Origin of the sequence: Spirillospora sp. NPDC000708 (assembly GCF_040299565.1) — a bacterium.
GTDB lineage: Bacteria > Actinomycetota > Actinomycetes > Streptosporangiales > Streptosporangiaceae > Spirillospora.
Map to the genome: position 1 here is coordinate 25,975 of NZ_JBEPCJ010000068.1, position 17,190 is coordinate 43,164.

Genomic DNA, 17,190 nt, shown 5'->3' on the forward strand with positions numbered 1-17,190 from the left:
TCCACAGGGCCGCGCAGCCCCCTGGTTCGAGCTCGGCCAATGACTGTGTTCGCCCCGGGAACTCGTCGGCGGATCCCGAGCGTCCCAGAGCCATGCGAAGAGCTTGGAAGATCACTGCGGCGACGGCGCTGGGGGTGCTGGCCTTGGGGGCGGTCGAACCGGCCTGGCTCTTCTCGACGGCTTCGGGCAGTGGCCTGGCTGGGCAGACGACGGTAGGGCCAATGTGCCCTGTGCAGAGGGTCGGGCAAGTGTGCCCCGTGGGCCATGTGAGGATGTCGGCGTTGGTGACGCGGCATGACTGGCCCGGAGTGGCGGCCTTCATCCGGACGGACGGCCAAGGGCGTTTCCGAGTGCGCCTCGCCCCCGGCCGCTACACGATTCACGTGATGCGAAGCCCCTGGGAGTCTTCCCCCACCCCGTTCTTGAGGCGATCCACGATTCCCGTCACTGTCCATGCTCACGCGTACGCACGCGTAGAGGTCGGCTACGACAGCGGGATCCGCTGAGCCGAGCTTCTCCAAGCTCGCGAAGCGCACTGGCCCCGGTCACTGGCATCCGACGCCTCGCTGACGCCGGCACAGGGGACACCGCTGCACCTCGTCTCCGAGATCCTCGGCCACACGTCCTCGCGATCAAGAAAGACGTCTACGGGCATCTCCTCGTGGACGACAAGCGTGCAGCGGCCGAAGCGATGAGCGGGCGCTCTTCGGAGCGTGAGCGGTGCCGTGGCTCCCGCGCTAACGCAAGAGGCCCCTCGCGATGATCGCAAGGGGCCTCTGACCTGCTGCGCACCCGAAGGGATTCGAACCCCTAACCTTCTGATCCGTAGTCAGATGCTCTATCCATTGAGCTACGGGTGCCCGTTCGGACCCAACTGTACCGGCTCCCAGCACCGGACGGCGAATCGGCGTCCGAAGAGGCGTTCGCGAGAGTGTGAGCTGGGTCACGGAACCGTCTGTGGCGGAATAACGCCAAAGGGGTATTCGAGACGGATGTGACCACTGCGGTTTACCCTCGTCCGAAGTCCCAAACCCCCCTGAAGGAGAAAGTTCATGCGCATGTCTGCCGCCAAGCTCGTCGGCGCCCTGGCCATCGGTGGCCTGCTGATCGGCTCCACGGCCTGCGGTCCGGTGGACTCCATCACCGGCGGCGGCAAGAAGAAGACCGCCTGCAAGAACATCGAGACCGAGCTGAAGAGCGTCGCCTCGAGCGGTGGCTCGGCCACCGGCACCGGCGGCGCCGAGTCGACGGCCCAGACGTTCTCCGACGCGGCCGCCAAGATCCGCAGCGAGGGCCAGAACGCCGGCGGCGACGTCGAGACCGCCGCCACCGCGTTCGCCGGCGACCTCGACGAGACCGCGGCCACGCTCCGCAAGCTCAGTTCCGGCAACCTGTCCGGTGGCACGCCCAACTTCACGCAGATGCAGCAGCACGGCGAGGACCTGGGCAAGGCCTGCGGCTACACCGGCTTCCACATCGGCTGATCGCGGCGCTTCGCTCCCGCGGCCCCGGGAGCGAATCGTCCGGCAACCTCGTCGCCCGGAGGGCGTCTTCGCACTATGCTTCAGTGCCACAGGCCAGACTTTGCCGGTTGCTGCGCCGAACCGGTACCCTGTGCTGAGCCTGATGGCTCCTGGAGGATTCGCCTAGTCCGGTCTATGGCGCCGCACTGCTAATGCGGTTTGGGTTTACCGCCCATCCGGGGTTCAAATCCCCGATCCTCCGCCACCTGACCAGGGACTTCGCCCGAGATTGCGATCTTGGACGAAGTCCCTGTCGCGTTCCAGATGCCCGTTTTTCCGCGCCTGGTGTGCACATGGTGTGCACGGGACGTCGGCGGAGTGCGCTCGTTCCCAGCTGAGGCCGGGTGCTGACCCTCTCAGGCTTGGTTACCCTGCGTGTTTGCCGCGCCTGTTCCGGCGGTCCGCGAATGAGATCACGTTGGTGGCTGCGGGGACTCCCGTCTGCGGCTGGCGAGGAACGACCGCCGCCACAGCTTCTGCCGCTGCCTTGGACACCTCCGGAAGCACCGAGGTGTAGGTGTCGGCGGTGAACGAGTGGCGGGCATGACCGAGCGTCTCGCTGATCACTTTCATGTTGACGTTCCCCAGCAGCGCGAGCGTCGCAGCCCCGTGCCGTAGATCGTGGAAGCGGATCGGCGGCAGAGGCTCACCTCCGATCGCGATCTGGACGGCGCGAACGGAGATCCGGTGGCGACGGGCGATCCTGTCGACGGACCAGCCTTCGACGGAGTGCCGATGCCGGACGAGCCAGTACTTTCTGATCAGGTCCTCGAACCGTGTGGAGATCCACTGAGGGCGCAGCCGCGCTCCGTCCTCACGGGTGAAGACACGTCCGGAGTCCACCCATACCTCGGGGCCGGCGACGGACCTCTCTCCTTCCTGGTTGGCCCGCCAGTCCAGCAGTACCGAGACGGTCGCCTCGTCCAGCGCCACGGTGCGCTCGCCGGCCTCGGACTTGGTGTCATCGTAATCGTCGTCCTGGCTCTCGGAATCAGGACTCGTCTCGCGGATGGTCAGCGTGCCCGCGCCCTGCAGATCGGTGTCCGCCCAGGCCAGCCCCGCGACCTCGGCACGACGCAGGCCACGGAAGGCGACCAGATGGAAGAGGGCGTACAGCCGCTCCTCCGCGATGAAGTCGAGGAAGGCGCCCGTCTGCGCAGCTGTCCACACCATCACCGGCGCGGGCACCTTGCCGGTCTCCTGCCATCGCTCGACGCGCTCGCTCGTCCAGACGAGTGGCTTGACCCGCCTTCCCTTGATGCGCGGTGGTTCCACGTGTTCGATCGGGTTCTCTCTCAGGCGCTTGGACTTCACCGCCCAGTTCAGGGCGGAGAGCAGAACCGCATGGATCTTCTTCACCCGCGTCGGCGAGATGGGTTTGGTCTGTTTGCGGCGCGGAGCCTCGCCGACCTTCAGCGGTCTCGTCGAGTACGCCCGAACCTCAAGGAGGCGCCGGAGCAGTTCGCTGGGCTTTTCGCCTTCGGGAAGCGGACGGTTGATCTGCAGGATCGCCTCGTACAGGTCGATCACGTGCTTGTCTCTTAGATCGACCAGCTTGAGGTGCCCCAGCCCGGGCGCCAGGTAGAGCTGAACGATCTCCGCGTAGTCCGCGTATGTCGAGCCGGACAGGCTCTCCTTCTTGGCCGGAAGCCAGACGTTCTGCAGGTATACGCTCGTCTTCAGGTTCCGATCGAGCTGTCGGCCATGGACCTCGGTCTTGCCGAGTTCTTCCGTAAGTGCTTGCTGGGCGGCCCTCTTGGTCTTGAACGGGCCGACGGTCGGCTGTCTTCGCCGGCCACTGCTTCCTGCGGGTGCGTCGTAGCGCGCCCACCATGCACCGTGGTTCCGGTTGACCAGCTTCGGGCACTTGCCCGTGGGGTACTTCTCACCGGTCTCGGGATTGCGGCAGCCGCAACGCTTGTAGGTCGTGCCTCGCATGTCTTCTCCTCTAGAAACACTTCGTTTCGTGGTGTCGGAGGTGCGAGACATCTCGGCGGACGTTGCTCTAGTCGTGAGGCCGTTTTCTCAGCACCTGGGACACCGCTTGAACACTCACGCCGAGCTGGTCGGCGATCTCCGTGAGCGTGAGGCCATCAGCGCGGGCTTCGCGGAACGCTTCCCGCCGGACGGCGGCGAGGCCTCCGATCACCTCACGGGCGAGGGTGGCGAGAGGGTCTGTAGCGCGCGCACGGTGTAGCGGCTCGAGGTGGCCGAGTTCACCGACACCTTCGGCCAGCAGAGTCACCAGCCGTTCGAGGCGCTCCTGCGGGCGCTCACAGGGCTCATCGCAGACCTTCGTCCTGTCATCGCTCACTCGCGGAGAGTTAACTACAGTCAAGTAGATCGTTTCAAGGGGAGCCTTGAACCTCGGACGCCGAGGTCAGGGCCCCTAACCCCTGGATGACGATCTTCATCGTCATCCAGGGGGCGGGCGCGACTCCCGTCCACCTATGTCACGCCGAGCAACTTGCGAAGCTCCGCGGTCGGTACGCGGTAGGCGGTGCCGACTCGGATGACGCGGCATGGAAAGTCTCCGCGTTTCGCCAGCTCGTAGGCGTATGTGCGGGAGAGTCCCAGGGCGCGGGCTGCGGTCGTGATGCTGACGACGGTGGGAAGCGTGTCGAGGTCTTCGTGTCGCATGGTCTGCATTCGGATGCCTCTGTGTTTGGGGTCGTGGCGGGCATTGAAGTCTTCGTCATGGCGTATGGTCACCGGCGCTGTCGGCCTGGCCGAGGTGCCGGCGAAGGGCTCGGCGGTGCGGGTCTAGCAGGGACCGCCGGTTGCATTGGCGCCCACGGATTGGGGAAGGCGGCCATGGCCAGGCGTGCTTGCGAGGACATGGCCGCCTGCGCGGTTGGTTGTGGCGGGCTGTCGGGGGAGGCGGGTTGCGCTTCGCGGACGTGTGCGGCGGCGCTTCGGGCGGCGTCGGCTTGGGCTTGGCGGTGCTGGAGTCGGCGTAGCTCGGCAATGGTGTCGAGCAGCGTGATGAGGTTGGCGACGAGCATCATGGTCGACACGATCGTCCGGTTCTTGGCGGAGCCGGTGAGTGCGAGGAGGCGGGCTGCGGTGCGCAGGGCGTTGCCCGCAGGGGTGGGCCGGGGAATGCGACCGTAGGGTGCACGAGCGGCGCGGTCGTAGGTGTCGGCGGCGCGGCGGAGGTGGTGGTTGCCGGTGGCTTGCGCGGCGGTGCGGAGAGCGTCGGAGGCGGCCCAGCAGGCGTCTTGGACCGCGTATGGATTGGTGGCGAGGTAGCGACGAGTGTGGGCGGTGGCGTAGGACGCGGCGCGAGCCGCGTCGTCGTAGAACGCCTGCCGCTCCTCAACGGTGAGGTCGTCAACGACGGCGGTTGGCATGTCACGCGCCCCGGGTGATGCCCAACGTTGCTGGAGGCGCGTGAGAGAGAGGTCGTCTGCGAGCCGGCTTCCCGGATGCCAGGTCGGTTCCTCGTTGCCGGGGTCGGTGGGAAGGGCGACGGCGTAGCCGGTGATCTGACCTGGGACGTATTGGCTGTAGCGGACTTTCACCAGGAGTCCGTTGTCTTGGAGCCGCTCAAGGAAGTCGGCGGTCGTCCGGGCTTCGTCCGCGGCGCGGCGGACGGTGGTCCGCAGCACGGCCTGGCTTGTCCGCGCGGACAGGTGCTGTCCGGACAGCGGACGGACGGCGGACGGGCCGCGGACGAGGCCGTCCGCGCTTGTCCAGCGGAGGCGGAGTTTGGGCAGCGTGAGGTCGGCGGCGAGCTTGCCGCCCCCGTACCAGACCGGCTGTCCGGCCGCGTTGACATCGCCGGGCGCCGCCACGGCGTACCCGGTCAGCTCGCCAGCCGTTCGCTGACTGAACCGCCGCCGCACCAGGACACCGTCGGCCTGGAGGCGTTCGAAGAACTCCTTTTCGCTCCCCGCGCCAGCGGCTGCGGTCTGGACCTTGTGATGCAGGAAAGTGCGTGAAGGTACCGGCTGGCCGCGGCGGACGGCTTTCTCGGTCTCGCCGCGTTTGGGACGGCGGGCGGCGGTCCGGTCCGCTGGCGCCGTGGATCGCAGGCCGAACCGTGCCTCCACCGCTCGGCAGGCGTCCCGCACCCGGTATCCGTCGTTCCATACCTCGGGGCGGACGCCGTCCGGCCGCGCCAGCGTGGCCACGATGTGTACGTGGTCGGCGGCGTGCCGGACGGCGATCCAGCGGACGGCGTCAACGTCCCCCGCAGGGACAAGGCCGGTCCGCTGCATGATCTCGGCGGCGATCTGGGCCCACTGCTCATCGGTCATGACCGGGTCTTCTGGAGCGGCCCGTACGGCGCAATGCCAGACGGGCTTGCGGTAGTTCCGTTCACCGAGCAGCGCCAGCGGTTGCGTCAGTAGACCCTCCAGGTGGCGAAAGTCGCGGCGGCCATCCGCGCGTACTGCCGGTTCCAGGTCGGCTAGGTCCCCGAAGCCGGCCACGATGTGCGGGTCGCGGTGCTCACCATTGGTGCCCGGCCCGTAGAGGTACCGCAGCAGCCCTTGGACCCGGACGCCGCGGAGAACCTTCCCGATCACCCTGTGACACTCAGCGCCGTGGCCTTCGGGGCTTTGACGGCTCCTGTCATGGCAGCCGCCTTCTCAGCTCGTCAGCGAGGTCATCGAGCTTGCGGATCGTCTGCGCGGCGGCGCGGGCGTACCACTGGATCGTCCAGGACACCTCTCCTGAGTTCAGCGCGGCGACCGCCTGGTTGAGATTGACGCCGATCCGGTGCGCCTGACCGCGCACCTGCATGACGGCCTGCAACAACTCGCGCAGTTCGCTGTTCTCTGCTCGCGGTTTCCTGGTCGCTGCGGCGAGCAACGTCAGCGCCGCCCACGCCGCAGTCGCCAGGCGCTCCCGCTCGGCCGCCCTCGACAGCGCCGCGTGCTCATCGTCCGACAACAGGATGTACAGCACTCGCCTTCGTTTCGCCCCGCTGCGGGTTCGGCGGTTACGTCGCTGCACCATGCTCGACGCGGACTCGTCACTGCCGTCTTCGACCATTGGCCTCCTTGCCTGGGATCGCGCTCGATCCCGTCCCTCGCTGTGGACCGCGCCCGGTCCGCAGCCGATAACGCTTGCGTTCTCCATTTCTTGCCCTGCGTCAGCAGAGGCCGCGGCTAGGTCGCAGGCATGCAAGGGGAAGAGATCGTCGTTCGACTCACGCGCGACGAAGCGCTCGTCTTGTCCGAGTGGCTGGAACGGCTGCAGATGACCGATCTCGGCCGTGTCGTTGACGACTCAGCCGTCTGGGCGCCACCTCATCGGATCGCGGGCACGCTCGACAAGGCACTGCCGGATCTCTTCGCCTCTGACTACGCAGAGCGTCTCGACGCCGCTCGCCGCCGTCTCCGCCCGGAATGAGTCAGCGTTGGTCCGCCGGGGACCTGCACAGTCCAGAGTCTTCGCGTCCGCTTGCGCGATCAGCGTTCATGCCGCGAACAGGCACGCGATCGCCGATCCCGTTCCCTCGGCATCTTCGAGCACCGTCGGTCGGCGCTATCTGGAACTCCACTCCGTTATCCACAGCGCTGTGGATAACGAGCTCGTTCGAGAGCCTTGTGCTTATTTGCCCGTGGGAGCGCACTGAGGGCCTTGGCCGGGGGGTGCGGCTTGGAGTCTGAGCTTTCTGCCTTGAATTCAGCCAGAGTTGGTTGTGCAGCTTGATGGTGAGCCGCTTAGTGGCCTTTTCTGTGTGAGTGGCGGGTGCGTTCATGTGAGGTGCTCTCCAGCGTTGGCCGAATTCGGACCATTCCGGACTCCTCTCCTTCGGTTCGACTGAGTGCTCCAGCGGCCAGATCGGCCGCTCGCGTCACAGCTTCCCTCATCTCGCGCTAGTTGGCGACTTTAAGCGTCGGCGTGGCGTGCTGTTGTTCGAAAGCATTCCGGTCACGCTCCAGTCGTCATGCGCCCTTGCTCGACCTGCCGTTGACCCGGTGCAACTCAGGGAACTGCGTTCCTGCCGTCTCCCGGCTCACCGGCGCTCCCCACGAGCCGGCGCATCGGCGAGATGCCCGACCCGACGCTCTCGTACCGGCAGCCGAACGCCCCTCGCCGCCGCACGCGCCCGCAACCTGACGTCCCGGCGCCGTCGACCGCGCCGCAGGCGCCGACCACGCCTCCCACCGAACTCCTCCACTCCGACCGCTTCGCGCAGGCGGCCGACGTGGTCGAAGCGATCACCGGTCGGCGCGAGGATGCTGGGCTCCGAAAACCCGGACCTGCTCAAGCTCCGCTTCCACCGCGCGCTGATCCTCTTCCTCGGCGGAGACTCGCGGACGGCGCTTCCGGAGTTCGACGCCCTGGCCGATGCCTATGCCCGCACCGCAGAACCGACCAGCGACTGCGCCCTGCAGTCCCTTCGCTACGCGGCCCAATGCCGCGTCGGCCTCGGCCAGGACACCGTCGTGCTCGACCAGTTCCGCCGCCTCCTCGAGGACGTTGCCGACGCGGAAAGCCACGCCAGCGAACTCGCCCTCGACATCCGGTACAGCATCGGCATGCTCCTACTGTTGCCGACGACAAGGTCGCCGTCGAGAACGTCTTTGAGTCCCTTTACCAGGACCACCTGGTCATCAACGGCCCCGACGACGAACGCACCCGCGAGATCGCCGACCTGCTCACTCGCATCCGCCTCCCCACGTCCCCATAGCGCGCACTCCTTCAGGGCGCGGGCCTGAGCCTGGTCGGCGGGTAGTGGAGGGGCGGACGGGGGAGGCCGCCCCTCTGCTGGTCTTTATGCCGGGTCGAGGACGGCGAAGACGACTTTGCCGGTGCCGCCGGCGAGGGGGCGGACGCCCCAGCAGCGGCAGAACTGGTCGACGATGAACAGTCCGCGTCCGGCCTCGCTGATGGTGTCGGCGCGCTGCATGCACGGCAGGTCGCAGGTCGCGTCCTGGACCTCCATCCACAGTGCGCCGTCGTCGGTGCGTCCGATCCGGAACGTCACGTCGTCGTGGGACGCGAACGCGTAGCGCAGAGCGTTGGTGACCAGTTCGCTGGCCACCAGGCATGGGATGAAGTCGTCCATGTCCCACTGGCCGGTGACCAGCCGCACGAACCGCCGCACCTCGGCAACGACCGCGAGGTCGTGCTTCACCACCATTTCGTCCCCGCCCCGCGCCGCCTCGTCCATGATCCTTCTCCTTACTGTATGTGGCGAACACCACACAATTAGCAAGGTGCCGAGCTATTGTGGTGTTACCAGATCGTCTTGGTGACGACTGGAGACAAGACGCCCGTCTGGGTGAGGTACCAGGGAGAGGAAACTTTGCGCTCATGCCCCCACGACGTCAACGCCCCAAGGAGTCTCCGGCGCTGATCGCTTTCGGCGGCCAGCTTCGCCGGATGCGCGAGGCGAAGCAGGTCACGCAACAGTCCATCGCTGATCACACGAACATCAGCAAGGCGCAGGTGAGCCGTATCGAGAACGGCACCAGGCGGGCCACCCGAGCCTTCGTCGAGGCAGTCGATCGGCTGCTCAAGGCCGACGGAGCGCTGATCAAGCTCTGGCTGGACCTTAATCGAAACGGTCACCCGGTCCCCGTGTGGTTCGACTGGCCAGAGGTCGAGTCCGATGCGGCCATGCTCGTCTGCTGGGAACACTCCTTGATCCCTGGCTTGGCACAGACGCCGGCCTACGCACTGGCGATCCTGCATCACAACCAGGACGCTGCCGACGCCCGCATCGGCCGCCAGGCGATCATCACGAGCAGCAAGGAGGACGCCCCACCTACCCTGGTCCTGCTCATCGACGAGCAGTCCCTCTACCGTCCGGTCGGTACGGCGGAGACGATGCGGGAACAGCTCGAGCACCTCATAGAGATCAGCATGTTGCCCAACGTCACGATTCAAGTAGTGTTGACAAGCGGCGAGCATGACGGCAACACAGGTGCATTCGTGGTCGCGACGATGGACGATCGAAGCGAGGTCGCGTATGTCGAGACGGCCATACGCGCCCTCACCACCGACGACCCGACAGACCTGTCCGCGCTGGCACGAACGCTTGTCGCGCTTCGCTCGCGCGCTCTCACAGAAGACATGTCTCGCGAGCTAATCAGGAAGGTGGCCCAGGAAAAATGGACCTGACACACATCAGGTGGCGCAAGAGCAGCTACAGCGCTTCCAACGGTGGTAACTGCGTCGAACTGGCGGGGCTCTCCTGGCGCAAGAGCGGGCACAGTGGGGAGAACGGTGGGGACTGCGTCGAGATGGCGGATGCGGCCGGGGCGGTGGCGGTGCGGGACAGCAAGGACCCGGACGGTCCCGTCCTCGTGGTCACCCGTGCGGCCTTGCGCAGCGCCGTGAACTCCGCCCGCGCGACGCGCTGACCCTCCGCAACCGTCCCCCTGCCACCCACAAGACTGAGATGCGGCGGGCCGTCCACTCGACCCTGCCCGCACGGCCCGCCCCCCGCAATCGCCCCTAGAGGCAAGACCCCACGCCCGTCCGCCTCCTCCCAGAGACAACCCCGGCCGAGCGGTCAGGCCGCCAGCAAGTCCAGCCCGCGTCCGGCACTGGCCTCATGCCCTTCGAGAACCTCACGTGGCGCAGGGCAAGTCGAGCCCACGGCAACGGCCCGAGTGCGTCGATCCGGCGAGTGTGCACGGCTGACCGGGTCGTACTCCCTGCGACGCTCACCCGCGCGTCCGGGACCGCAGCCGGTCGGGTCGCTCCTTCACCAACGCCTTCCCCTTGCGGCGATGGCGTCCCACCCGATCTTCGAAGAAGATCAGGCCGTGTCCGGGGACGGGGTGGGGCCGCGTGGGTAGCGGGACGGGCGGCGCGTGCGGGCGGTGCGGCGTATGAGGCCCCGCCTGAACATCGCGTTGAACGTCCTGCTCGTGGTCGTGCTCGCCCTTCTGGGCATCCTGACGAACTACGCGACCGGGGGCGACAACGCGCCGCTGCCGCTGGACCTGCTGCGCAAGGTCGCCGTTCCCGGGCTCGGGGTGCTGATCGTGGCGTTGATCGTCCTGACGGCGATGTCGGCGCGGCTGGAGAATCCGCCGCGAGCGCCGGAGCGCGAGTGGGATCCGGGCCGCACACCGTATCCGGGACTGGAGGCGTTCGCCGAGGACGAGGCGGCGGTGTTCTTCGGACGGGACGAGCCGGTGAGCACGCTGCTCCGTCAGCTGTACCAGCGGATGGCGAGCGGTTCGTGGTCGTCGCCGTGGCTTCGGGGAGCGGCAAGTCCTCGATGGTGCAGGCCGGGCTGCTCCCCAGGTTGCGCGGGCGCCGCTGGCTGGTGCAGCCGGTACTGACGCCGGGGGCCGATCCGATGGCCGCACTGGCGACGACGTTCGGCGACGCTCGGGACGCGGAACGGTTGCGAAGGGCGCCGTCCGCGCTGCCCGAACTGGTCGCGCAGGAGCGGCGGCGGCCGGGGCGGCGCGACGCTCGCGTCCTCATCACCGTCGACCAGTTGGAAGAGCTGTTCACGCTTGCCGGATCCGACCAGCGGGACCTGTTCCTGTCGGCGCTGTCGGCGGCGTTGCGCGCCGATTCCAGGTTGTGGGTGGTGGCGACGGTCCGCATCGAGTTCCTGCGCTCCTTCCTGGAGACCGGCCATGCCGCACTGTTCGCCCGCCCCATAGCGCTCGCGCCGCCACGCTCGGCGGCTACCCCGTCCTGTTCGCAGCCCTCGCCGCCACCGCGGCATTAGCCGCCCTGGCGGCTACCGGCAGCATCCCCCGCCACGCCGCCATCCCCAGCACCGATCCCGCCGGCGACCCCGCCAGGGACCCAGCCCCTGCTGACCAACCCCCCGGGTAGAGCGGTCAGAGGGATCGCTGGGCGGCCTCACCAGGGTCGGGCGTACCGTCGGCGAGCATGAGCGAGGAGCAGGAGTTCCTGTGCAAGCTGGCGCGTCTGGTCGACCGCGAGCACCAACTCCACCATGCGCTGCACACCTGGCCGCAGGCCTGGGATATCCAGCCTGGCAGCCCCCTGGCCGGTGACGAGGCCAAGTCGCACCCGCACGACGTCGGCCACGGCGCTTGGCCCGCCCTGACCGTCGCGCAAGACCACTTGCTCGGCCTGCACTCGGCACTGCACTCCTCCCCGCAAGGCCGCGACCAGCTGATGATCCACACCCACTCCCAGTTCACCCTGCTGCGCGCCGGAATGGAGAACGCTGCGCGGGCGGTGTGGCTGCTGCAACCGGCAGACCGGGCAGGCCGCATCACCCGCCGGCTGGCGATCTTCCGGCTCTGCCATGGGCAGTCTGCCCCCACCCACAGTCCCGCCCTGGCGCCTCGGGGCGGGACGTGCACTGCGCCTCAGCAGCAGTCGCCGCAGCAGGTGCCGTCACACATCGGGTCGTCACAGCATGGGCACATCTTGGATCTCACCTCCCTTCGGGCTGAGAAAGCTCAGGCGGGCACCAGGTCCCCGGCTCAGGGTCCGGGCAGTCCGGGCCAGGCATCTGCGTCAGCATGCCGACGAGCTCGGATCGCAGCGCCGCCAGCCGGGTCATCTCGGCGTCGATCTCGTCGACGTGGCGGCGCAGCAGGCCTTCGGCCGGCTCGCAGGCGCACACCCCGGTCTCCCGCACCGCGAGCAGTTCGCGGATCTCCGCCAGCCGTAGACCCAGCCGTTGCGCACCCCGGATGAACAGCAGCCGGTCCACATCACGCCGGTCATAGCGACGATGCTCGCCAGTGGTGCGCTGAGGGGCGGGCAACAGCCCCGCCCGCTCGTAATAGCGCACCGTGTCGGCCCGCACTCCAGCGCGGGCCGCCAACTGTCCAACCGACAGCGCATCGGCCACCTGGTGAACCCTCATACCGCGAGGCTAAGACTTGGACCGCGCTCCAAGTTCAAGCCCATTCCGGCGGAATCTTGAAGCCCGCACTCACGCACCGGCAGTGGCATACTCCCGCACGTGCGGTAACGTATCATTCTATGATGATGTCAGTTGAGACTGATGTGTTGAGGCTGCTGGCCGATCCACTGCGGGCGCAGATCGTTTCACTGCTTGCGAGCGAGGCGCTGTGCACGTGCCACCTGGTCGAGGAGACCGGGGCCAAGCAGACCAACATCTCCAACCACCTGCGGGCGCTCCGTGAGGCGGGCCTGGTCGATACCGAGCCGTGCGGCCGCTTCACCTACTACCGGCTGCGCCCCGAGGCGCTGGACGACCTGGCAGGTCAGTTGACCGGGCTGGCCGAGGCCGCCCGGCGGGCGGCCGCCAACGAGCAAAAGAGGCCCTGTACGTGACCAGCACCGAATCGGCACCCACCGCCGTCGGCCGCGATGACCCCAATGTCGTCGCCGGGCTGTCGACCCTGGACCGGTTCCTTCCCGTCTGGATCATCGCCGCGATGGCGCTCGGCCTCGGCCTCGGACGCGCCATCCCCGGCCTGGACGACGCGCTCAGCAAGGTCGAACTCGGCGGCATCTCCGTCCCCATCGCGCTCGGCCTGCTGATCATGATGTATCCGGTGCTGGCCAAGGTGCGCTACGACCGGCTCGACACCGTCACCGGCGACCGCCGCCTGATGGTCTCCTCGCTGGTGCTGAACTGGATCGTCGGACCCGCCGTGATGTTCGCGCTGGCCTGGATCTTCCTGCCCGACCTGCCCGAGTACCGCACCGGGCTCATCATCGTCGGGCTCGCCCGCTGCATCGCGATGGTCATCATCTGGAACGACCTGGCCTGCGGCGACCGGGAGGCGGCCGCGGTGCTGGTGGCGCTGAACTCGGTGTTCCAGGTCGTCGCGTTCGGGGTGCTCGGCTGGTTCTACCTGGAGGTCCTGCCGGGCTGGCTCGGCCTGGACACCAACGACCTGCACATCTCCACCGGCAAGATCGTGGTGAACGTGCTGGTCTTCCTCGGCGTCCCGCTGCTGGCCGGCTACCTCACCCGGCACTTCGGTGAGAAGGCCCGCGGCCGCGCGTGGTACGAGTCGCGGTTCCTTCCGCGCATCGGGCCGGTCGCGCTGCACGGGCTGCTGTTCACCATCGTGATCCTGTTCGCCCTGCAGGGGAAGACGATCACCTCCCGGCCCGCTGACGTCGCCCGCATCGCGATCCCCCTGCTGGCCTATTTCGCGCTGATGTGGGGCGGGGCGTTCGCGCTGGGCCGGGGCGTCCGGCTGCCCTACCCGCGCACTGCGACCTTGGCGTTCACCGCCGCCGGGAACAACTTCGAGCTGGCCATCGCGGTCGCGATCGGCACCTTCGGCGTCACCTCCGGCCAGGCCCTGTCGGGTGTCGTCGGACCGCTGATCGAGGTGCCCGTGCTGGTCGGCCTCGTCTACGTCTCGCTGTGGCTGCGCCGCCGCTTCACCACCCCGCCGAACAGCCCTCGCCCTACACCGGAGCCCCTTGATGCCTGACAAGCCCAGCGTGCTGTTCGTCTGCGTCCACAACGCCGGACGCTCCCAGATGGCCGCCGCCTACCTCACCCACTTCGCCGGTGACCGGGTCGAAGTCCGCTCCGCCGGATCCCAGCCCGCCGACCAGGTCAACCCCGCCGTCGTCGCGGCCATGGCCGAAGAGGGCATCGACATCTCCACCGAGATCCCTAAAGTCCTCACCGTCGACGCCGTCCAAGCCTCCGACGTCGTCATCACCATGGGCTGCGGCGATACCTGCCCGGTCTTCCCCGGCAAGCGCTACCTCGACTGGCAGCTCGACGACCCCGCCGGCCAGGGCGTCGACGCCGTCCGCCCCATCCGCGACGAGATCCGCGGCCGCATCGAGAGGCTCACCGCCGAACTCATCAGCGCAGAGCAGGCGTGACCGGCACGCCCACGTCCCGACCCGTCCTGGACGTCGCCGTCATCGGCGGCGGCTAGGCCGGACTCGCCGCCGGTTACTACCTGCGGCGAACCGACCTCACCTTCGAAATCCTCGACGCCCAGGAACAACCCGGCGGGGCCTGGCCGCACGTATGGGACTCGCTCCGGCTGTTCTCACCGGCCCGCTACAGCTCGCTGCCCGGCTGGCCCATGCCTCTTTCACCACAGCCCGGCAACCCGCCCGCCGCCCACGTCGTCGACTACCTGACGGCCTACGAGAAGCGCTACGAACTGCCCATCACCCGTCCCGTCCGGATCAAAGCCGTCCACCGGGACGGCGGCCTCCTCCGGCTGGACAGCGACAAGCCCGGCCCCTGTTCATCCACCTCACCGCCACCGGCATCGCCAGAGGACGGCCGCACCCAGTACTCCGACGCGATCATCTGGTGCACCGGCTTCCGCCCCGCCCTCAACCACCTCACCCCGCTCGGCCTCCGCGACAACACCGGCCAGATCCCACCAACGGCCGCACCCAAGCCATCGGCGAACCACGCCTGCACCTCCTCGGCTACGGCGACTGGACCGGTCCCGGCTCCACCGCCCCTATCGGTGCCGCACGAACAGCCCGAGACACCGTCCGCACAATCACGCCCGACCAGTTCGGCGTCGGTGTCGACGAGCGGAATGTTCTGCGTGCCCGGCAGCGTCGCCCACACGGCATCGTCGGGGTGGCGTCCAGCCCTGCGCGGCGTCATGGAGCCGCCGGCGGCGAGGACGTCCTCACCCGCCGCCTCGGGTGGGAGCGGCTCGTGTGGCACATCCCCCCGGCACAAAGGACAGTACCTCTCGCCCCCTGTTCGTCGATCCCCGGTGGTCGGGGGGCGGTGAACCCGGCTCGGTGGAGGTGCGAGAGATGATGTTGGCAGCTACACCTTCTCCGGCGAGCGGCAGGTTGATAACACATCCTCATCGGGCCGATCGGACGTCAGTTCTTCTTCAGCTCCTCGGCGAGCATCACGATGATGCCACTGGGACCGCGGACGTACGTGAGCTTGTAGATGTCCTCATAGGTGGCCACGCCGCGAAGCGGCCGGCATCCGTGTTTCGCGGCTATCTCGAGGGCCTTGTCGATGTCGTCCACCGAGAAGGCGACGCGGTGCATGCCGATCTCGTTGGGACGGGTGGGCTGCGACTCGATCGCTTTGGGATGGATGTACTCGAATAGCTCAAGGCGACCCTGACCGTTCGGCGTCTGGAGCATCGCAATGTTGGCGCGGTTTCCGTCAAGGCCGACGGCGGTGTCGGTCCACTCGCCACTGACCGTGTCACGGCCGACGACCGTGAGACCGAGGTCCGTGAAAAAGGAGATCGCTGCTTCGAGGTCGCGAACGGTGATGCCGACGTTCTCGAGTTTGATGGCCATGCGTTGCATGCTACCGAGCCGGACCGCTCCGATGGCGAGCCGGGACTCGATCGAACAAGCCCGGTGAGAATCCGGTTTCGCCGGATGAGGTAGCGGCGGATCACGCTGCTCTGCTTTTTGATGCCGGCTGATTTCCGACGTCGCGTTCGTCGAGACCTGTGCCATTCGCGATCTGAGGCACTACAGGGCGAACGTTGGTCGATGCGGCACTGGGGGGCCGAGCAGGGGCGGCAGCGTCGCACCTCGACGTCTTTTTTCAATACCTAACCCGTGGCTGAACGCTCGCTGCATAACCTGCCCCGCAGGACCCATGGCCTGGAATTTCTCGCCAAAGCCCGCCTGTGCGTTATCGACGGCACCACGCCCCGAATCCATCGGCGACCAGCAGGAACTCACCGCTTAACCTGCAGGAACGGGCCAAGCCGGAGATCAGTTCTGACACTGCCGCGCTGGACGTGACCGCTCTGGCGGCGCGGGAGGGGCTAGTGTGGAGGGCAGACGGCACCATGTCTCCGGCCGGAGGGCTGGGATGGGAAGTCGTGTAGGGCGGCCGCCCCGACCCCAGTGGCTTGCGCTCCCTTAATCAGGGTTGGTGAGGCCGCGATGCGCCCCGAGCGCGCAGGCGAGAACCCGAACTCTTCTGACTCTCGCACTGGTGATTTCCGTTTGCCGCTGCCGGTGCTCTCGGGCGCCCAGTGGGAGGTCCTCCAGCGGGCGGCGGCGCTGGCCGGGGTCGATGTCGAGACTTACGTGCGCTCCGCGGTGCTGGATCGTGTCAAGCGCGATCTGCCCACCCCGGCCGTGCCCCTTCCGGACGCGTCGGACGGCGTGCTGAGAGTCGATGAGGCGATCGATACCGGGGCGGCGGTGGTGGAGGCCGCCGCCGTTGGGGCGCCGTCTCCGGACGGGCGGCGGGTGTGGTCGTGGTGGTGGGACCGCGCTCCGGGCGACGGCACCGGCGATGCGTCCGGTGTGTCGGCGCCCGCCCAGGCGCGCGTGCTGGTACACGCAGTGCTGAGCGGGCTGGGCCTCGCTGAAGCGGCCGATCTGAGTGTCGTGCTGGTCAGCGAGTTGGTGACCAATGCGATCCGGCACGGCGCCGCTCCGATCGGCGTGCGGTTGGTGGTCGACCACGCCGACGGGGACGGTGACGGGCAGGTCACATGCGGTGTCAGCGACGCCGCGGCAGCGGCGCCGTCCCTGCGCAGGGCCGGGCTTGAGGACGAGGACGGCCGCGGGCTGGCCCTGATGGTGAGGCTGTCGGCCGATTGCGGCTGGTTCCGATCGCCCGTCGGCAAGACCGTCTGGTTCGCCCAGCCTCTTCCCCGGGCCGGCGCCGGCCGACACGACACGGGCCGCGCAGATGGCATTGCGCCGCCGCCCGAATCAAGCTTCCACCTCGGCGGCATTCCGGACGCCCTGAGATGAGAGGCGACGAACGCTCGTGGTCGCCACCGGCTCACGCATGAGTCAGATCCATCCTCAAAGGAGGCGGATATGC

The 17,190-nt window shown here is 67.9% G+C and carries 20 protein-coding genes and 2 tRNA genes; 11 read left to right on the forward strand and 11 right to left on the reverse strand.

What is annotated here, in order from left to right:
• Nucleotides 1-787: 787 nt before the first annotated feature.
• Nucleotides 788-860, reverse strand: a tRNA-Arg gene (locus ABT299_RS36325).
• Nucleotides 861-1,052: 192 nt separating this feature from the next.
• Between ABT299_RS36325 and ABT299_RS36330 the strand changes: the two genes are divergently transcribed.
• Nucleotides 1,053-1,484, forward strand: coding sequence for a hypothetical protein (locus tag ABT299_RS36330; protein ID WP_190851002.1), 432 nt, complete (start codon nt 1,053-1,055; stop codon nt 1,482-1,484).
• Nucleotides 1,485-1,635: 151 nt separating this feature from the next.
• Nucleotides 1,636-1,728, forward strand: a tRNA-Ser gene (locus ABT299_RS36335).
• Nucleotides 1,729-1,889: 161 nt separating this feature from the next.
• On the opposite strand, the gene ABT299_RS36340 is transcribed toward ABT299_RS36335, so the two are convergent.
• The 5 genes from ABT299_RS36340 to ABT299_RS36360 all read right to left on the reverse strand — a co-directional run bounded on the left by ABT299_RS36340 (nt 1,890) and on the right by ABT299_RS36360 (nt 6,524).
• Nucleotides 1,890-3,461 (reverse strand): site-specific integrase, encoded by a 1,572-nt coding sequence (locus tag ABT299_RS36340; RefSeq protein WP_500253497.1) that lies wholly within the window; start codon nt 3,459-3,461, stop codon nt 1,890-1,892.
• Between the two features lie 67 nt (nt 3,462-3,528).
• The gene (locus ABT299_RS36345) at nt 3,529-3,837 is read right to left on the reverse strand and encodes a sigma factor-like helix-turn-helix DNA-binding protein (protein WP_500253498.1); all 309 of its coding nucleotides are present in this window, start codon (nt 3,835-3,837) and stop codon (nt 3,529-3,531) included.
• A gap of 134 nt (nt 3,838-3,971) precedes the next feature.
• Nucleotides 3,972-4,172: a helix-turn-helix domain-containing protein gene (locus ABT299_RS36350; RefSeq protein WP_500253499.1), complete on the reverse strand. Its 201-nt coding sequence runs from the start codon at nt 4,170-4,172 to the stop codon at nt 3,972-3,974.
• A 59-nt stretch (nt 4,173-4,231) separates the two neighbouring features.
• Nucleotides 4,232-6,055 carry a relaxase/mobilization nuclease domain-containing protein gene (locus ABT299_RS36355; protein WP_500253500.1) on the reverse strand — a complete coding sequence of 608 codons (1,824 nt, stop codon included), beginning with the start codon at nt 6,053-6,055 and terminating at the stop codon, nt 4,232-4,234.
• A 46-nt stretch (nt 6,056-6,101) separates the two neighbouring features.
• Complete coding sequence (locus tag ABT299_RS36360; protein ID WP_500253501.1) at nt 6,102-6,524, reverse strand: hypothetical protein; 423 nt, start codon at nt 6,522-6,524, stop codon at nt 6,102-6,104.
• A 129-nt stretch (nt 6,525-6,653) separates the two neighbouring features.
• Between ABT299_RS36360 and ABT299_RS36365 the strand changes: the two genes are divergently transcribed.
• The gene (locus tag ABT299_RS36365; RefSeq protein ID WP_500253502.1) at nt 6,654-6,884 is read left to right on the forward strand and encodes a hypothetical protein; all 231 of its coding nucleotides are present in this window, start codon (nt 6,654-6,656) and stop codon (nt 6,882-6,884) included.
• An 815-nt stretch (nt 6,885-7,699) separates the two neighbouring features.
• Here the strand turns inward: ABT299_RS36365 and ABT299_RS36370 are convergent.
• Nucleotides 7,700-7,981: a hypothetical protein gene (locus ABT299_RS36370; protein ID WP_500253503.1), complete on the reverse strand. Its 282-nt coding sequence runs from the start codon at nt 7,979-7,981 to the stop codon at nt 7,700-7,702.
• Between the two features lie 275 nt (nt 7,982-8,256).
• A complete protein-coding gene (locus tag ABT299_RS36375; protein ID WP_500253504.1) occupies nt 8,257-8,655 on the reverse strand; it encodes an ATP-binding protein in 399 nt (132 codons plus the stop codon).
• 143 nt (nt 8,656-8,798) lie between these two features.
• Here ABT299_RS36375 and ABT299_RS36380 point away from each other — a divergent pair, with 143 nt between their 5' ends.
• The 4 genes from ABT299_RS36380 to ABT299_RS36395 all read left to right on the forward strand — a co-directional run bounded on the left by ABT299_RS36380 (nt 8,799) and on the right by ABT299_RS36395 (nt 11,184).
• A complete protein-coding gene (locus ABT299_RS36380; protein WP_500253505.1) occupies nt 8,799-9,608 on the forward strand; it encodes a helix-turn-helix domain-containing protein in 810 nt (269 codons plus the stop codon).
• Nucleotides 9,599-9,850 (forward strand): DUF397 domain-containing protein, encoded by a 252-nt coding sequence (locus tag ABT299_RS36385; RefSeq protein ID WP_500253506.1) that lies wholly within the window; start codon nt 9,599-9,601, stop codon nt 9,848-9,850. Before ABT299_RS36380 ends, ABT299_RS36385 begins: the two co-directional genes overlap by 10 nt.
• A 474-nt stretch (nt 9,851-10,324) precedes the next feature.
• Complete coding sequence (locus ABT299_RS36390; protein WP_500253507.1) at nt 10,325-10,783, forward strand: nSTAND1 domain-containing NTPase; 459 nt, start codon at nt 10,325-10,327, stop codon at nt 10,781-10,783.
• Entirely contained in the window at nt 10,720-11,184 is a 465-nt protein-coding gene (locus tag ABT299_RS36395; protein ID WP_500253508.1) for an nSTAND1 domain-containing NTPase, read from the forward strand. The genes ABT299_RS36390 and ABT299_RS36395 overlap by 64 nt, the downstream gene beginning before the upstream one ends.
• Before the next feature lie 137 nt (nt 11,185-11,321).
• Here the strand turns inward: ABT299_RS36395 and ABT299_RS36400 are convergent, their stop codons facing one another.
• Both ABT299_RS36400 and ABT299_RS36405 read right to left on the reverse strand, forming a co-directional pair.
• Entirely contained in the window at nt 11,322-11,738 is a 417-nt protein-coding gene (locus ABT299_RS36400) for a hypothetical protein (protein WP_500253509.1), read from the reverse strand.
• Between the two features lie 130 nt (nt 11,739-11,868).
• Nucleotides 11,869-12,306, reverse strand: coding sequence for a MerR family transcriptional regulator (locus ABT299_RS36405; protein ID WP_500253510.1), 438 nt, complete (start codon nt 12,304-12,306; stop codon nt 11,869-11,871).
• Nucleotides 12,307-12,425: 119 nt separating this feature from the next.
• Here ABT299_RS36405 and ABT299_RS36410 point away from each other — a divergent pair, with 119 nt between their 5' ends.
• Genes ABT299_RS36410 through ABT299_RS36420 form a run of 3 tightly spaced genes read left to right on the forward strand, consistent with a single transcriptional unit; the run spans nt 12,426 to nt 14,267 of the window.
• Nucleotides 12,426-12,740 (forward strand): ArsR/SmtB family transcription factor, encoded by a 315-nt coding sequence (locus ABT299_RS36410; RefSeq protein ID WP_500253511.1) that lies wholly within the window; start codon nt 12,426-12,428, stop codon nt 12,738-12,740.
• On the forward strand, nt 12,737-13,861 hold the full coding sequence (gene arsB / locus ABT299_RS36415) for an ACR3 family arsenite efflux transporter (protein WP_500253512.1): 1,125 nt from the start codon (nt 12,737-12,739) through the stop codon (nt 13,859-13,861). The genes ABT299_RS36410 and arsB overlap by 4 nt, the downstream gene beginning before the upstream one ends.
• A complete protein-coding gene (locus ABT299_RS36420) occupies nt 13,854-14,267 on the forward strand; it encodes an arsenate reductase ArsC (protein ID WP_500253513.1) in 414 nt (137 codons plus the stop codon). The genes arsB and ABT299_RS36420 overlap by 8 nt, the downstream gene beginning before the upstream one ends.
• Nucleotides 14,268-15,251: 984 nt before the next feature.
• On the opposite strand, the gene ABT299_RS36425 is transcribed toward ABT299_RS36420, so the two are convergent.
• A complete protein-coding gene (locus tag ABT299_RS36425) occupies nt 15,252-15,689 on the reverse strand; it encodes a VOC family protein (protein WP_500253514.1) in 438 nt (145 codons plus the stop codon).
• 603 nt (nt 15,690-16,292) lie between these two features.
• Between ABT299_RS36425 and ABT299_RS36430 the strand changes: the two genes are divergently transcribed.
• Nucleotides 16,293-17,117 carry an ATP-binding protein gene (locus tag ABT299_RS36430; RefSeq protein ID WP_500253515.1) on the forward strand — a complete coding sequence of 275 codons (825 nt, stop codon included), beginning with the start codon at nt 16,293-16,295 and terminating at the stop codon, nt 17,115-17,117.
• The last annotated feature ends 73 nt before the right edge of the window (nt 17,118-17,190 follow it).

Excerpts from the sequence above, each read along its gene's own strand:
- ABT299_RS36330 (WP_190851002.1), top strand. The coding sequence starts at position 1,053 with ATGCGCATGTCTGCCGCCAAGCTCGTCGGCGCCCTGGCCATCGGTGGC.
- ABT299_RS36340 (WP_500253497.1), bottom strand. The coding sequence starts at position 3,461 with ATGCGAGGCACGACCTACAAGCGTTGCGGCTGCCGCAATCCCGAGACC.
- ABT299_RS36350 (WP_500253499.1), bottom strand. The coding sequence starts at position 4,172 with ATGCAGACCATGCGACACGAAGACCTCGACACGCTTCCCACCGTCGTC.
- ABT299_RS36360 (WP_500253501.1), bottom strand. The coding sequence starts at position 6,524 with ATGGTCGAAGACGGCAGTGACGAGTCCGCGTCGAGCATGGTGCAGCGA.
- ABT299_RS36365 (WP_500253502.1), top strand. The coding sequence starts at position 6,654 with ATGCAAGGGGAAGAGATCGTCGTTCGACTCACGCGCGACGAAGCGCTC.
- ABT299_RS36375 (WP_500253504.1), bottom strand. The coding sequence starts at position 8,655 with ATGGACGAGGCGGCGCGGGGCGGGGACGAAATGGTGGTGAAGCACGAC.
- ABT299_RS36380 (WP_500253505.1), top strand. The coding sequence starts at position 8,799 with ATGCCCCCACGACGTCAACGCCCCAAGGAGTCTCCGGCGCTGATCGCT.
- ABT299_RS36385 (WP_500253506.1), top strand. The coding sequence starts at position 9,599 with ATGGACCTGACACACATCAGGTGGCGCAAGAGCAGCTACAGCGCTTCC.
- ABT299_RS36390 (WP_500253507.1), top strand. The coding sequence starts at position 10,325 with ATGAGGCCCCGCCTGAACATCGCGTTGAACGTCCTGCTCGTGGTCGTG.
- ABT299_RS36395 (WP_500253508.1), top strand. The coding sequence starts at position 10,720 with ATGGTGCAGGCCGGGCTGCTCCCCAGGTTGCGCGGGCGCCGCTGGCTG.
- ABT299_RS36400 (WP_500253509.1), bottom strand. The coding sequence starts at position 11,738 with ATGGCAGAGCCGGAAGATCGCCAGCCGGCGGGTGATGCGGCCTGCCCG.
- ABT299_RS36405 (WP_500253510.1), bottom strand. The coding sequence starts at position 12,306 with ATGAGGGTTCACCAGGTGGCCGATGCGCTGTCGGTTGGACAGTTGGCG.
- ABT299_RS36410 (WP_500253511.1), top strand. The coding sequence starts at position 12,426 with ATGATGATGTCAGTTGAGACTGATGTGTTGAGGCTGCTGGCCGATCCA.
- ABT299_RS36420 (WP_500253513.1), top strand. The coding sequence starts at position 13,854 with ATGCCTGACAAGCCCAGCGTGCTGTTCGTCTGCGTCCACAACGCCGGA.
- ABT299_RS36425 (WP_500253514.1), bottom strand. The coding sequence starts at position 15,689 with ATGGCCATCAAACTCGAGAACGTCGGCATCACCGTTCGCGACCTCGAA.
- ABT299_RS36430 (WP_500253515.1), top strand. The coding sequence starts at position 16,293 with ATGCGCCCCGAGCGCGCAGGCGAGAACCCGAACTCTTCTGACTCTCGC.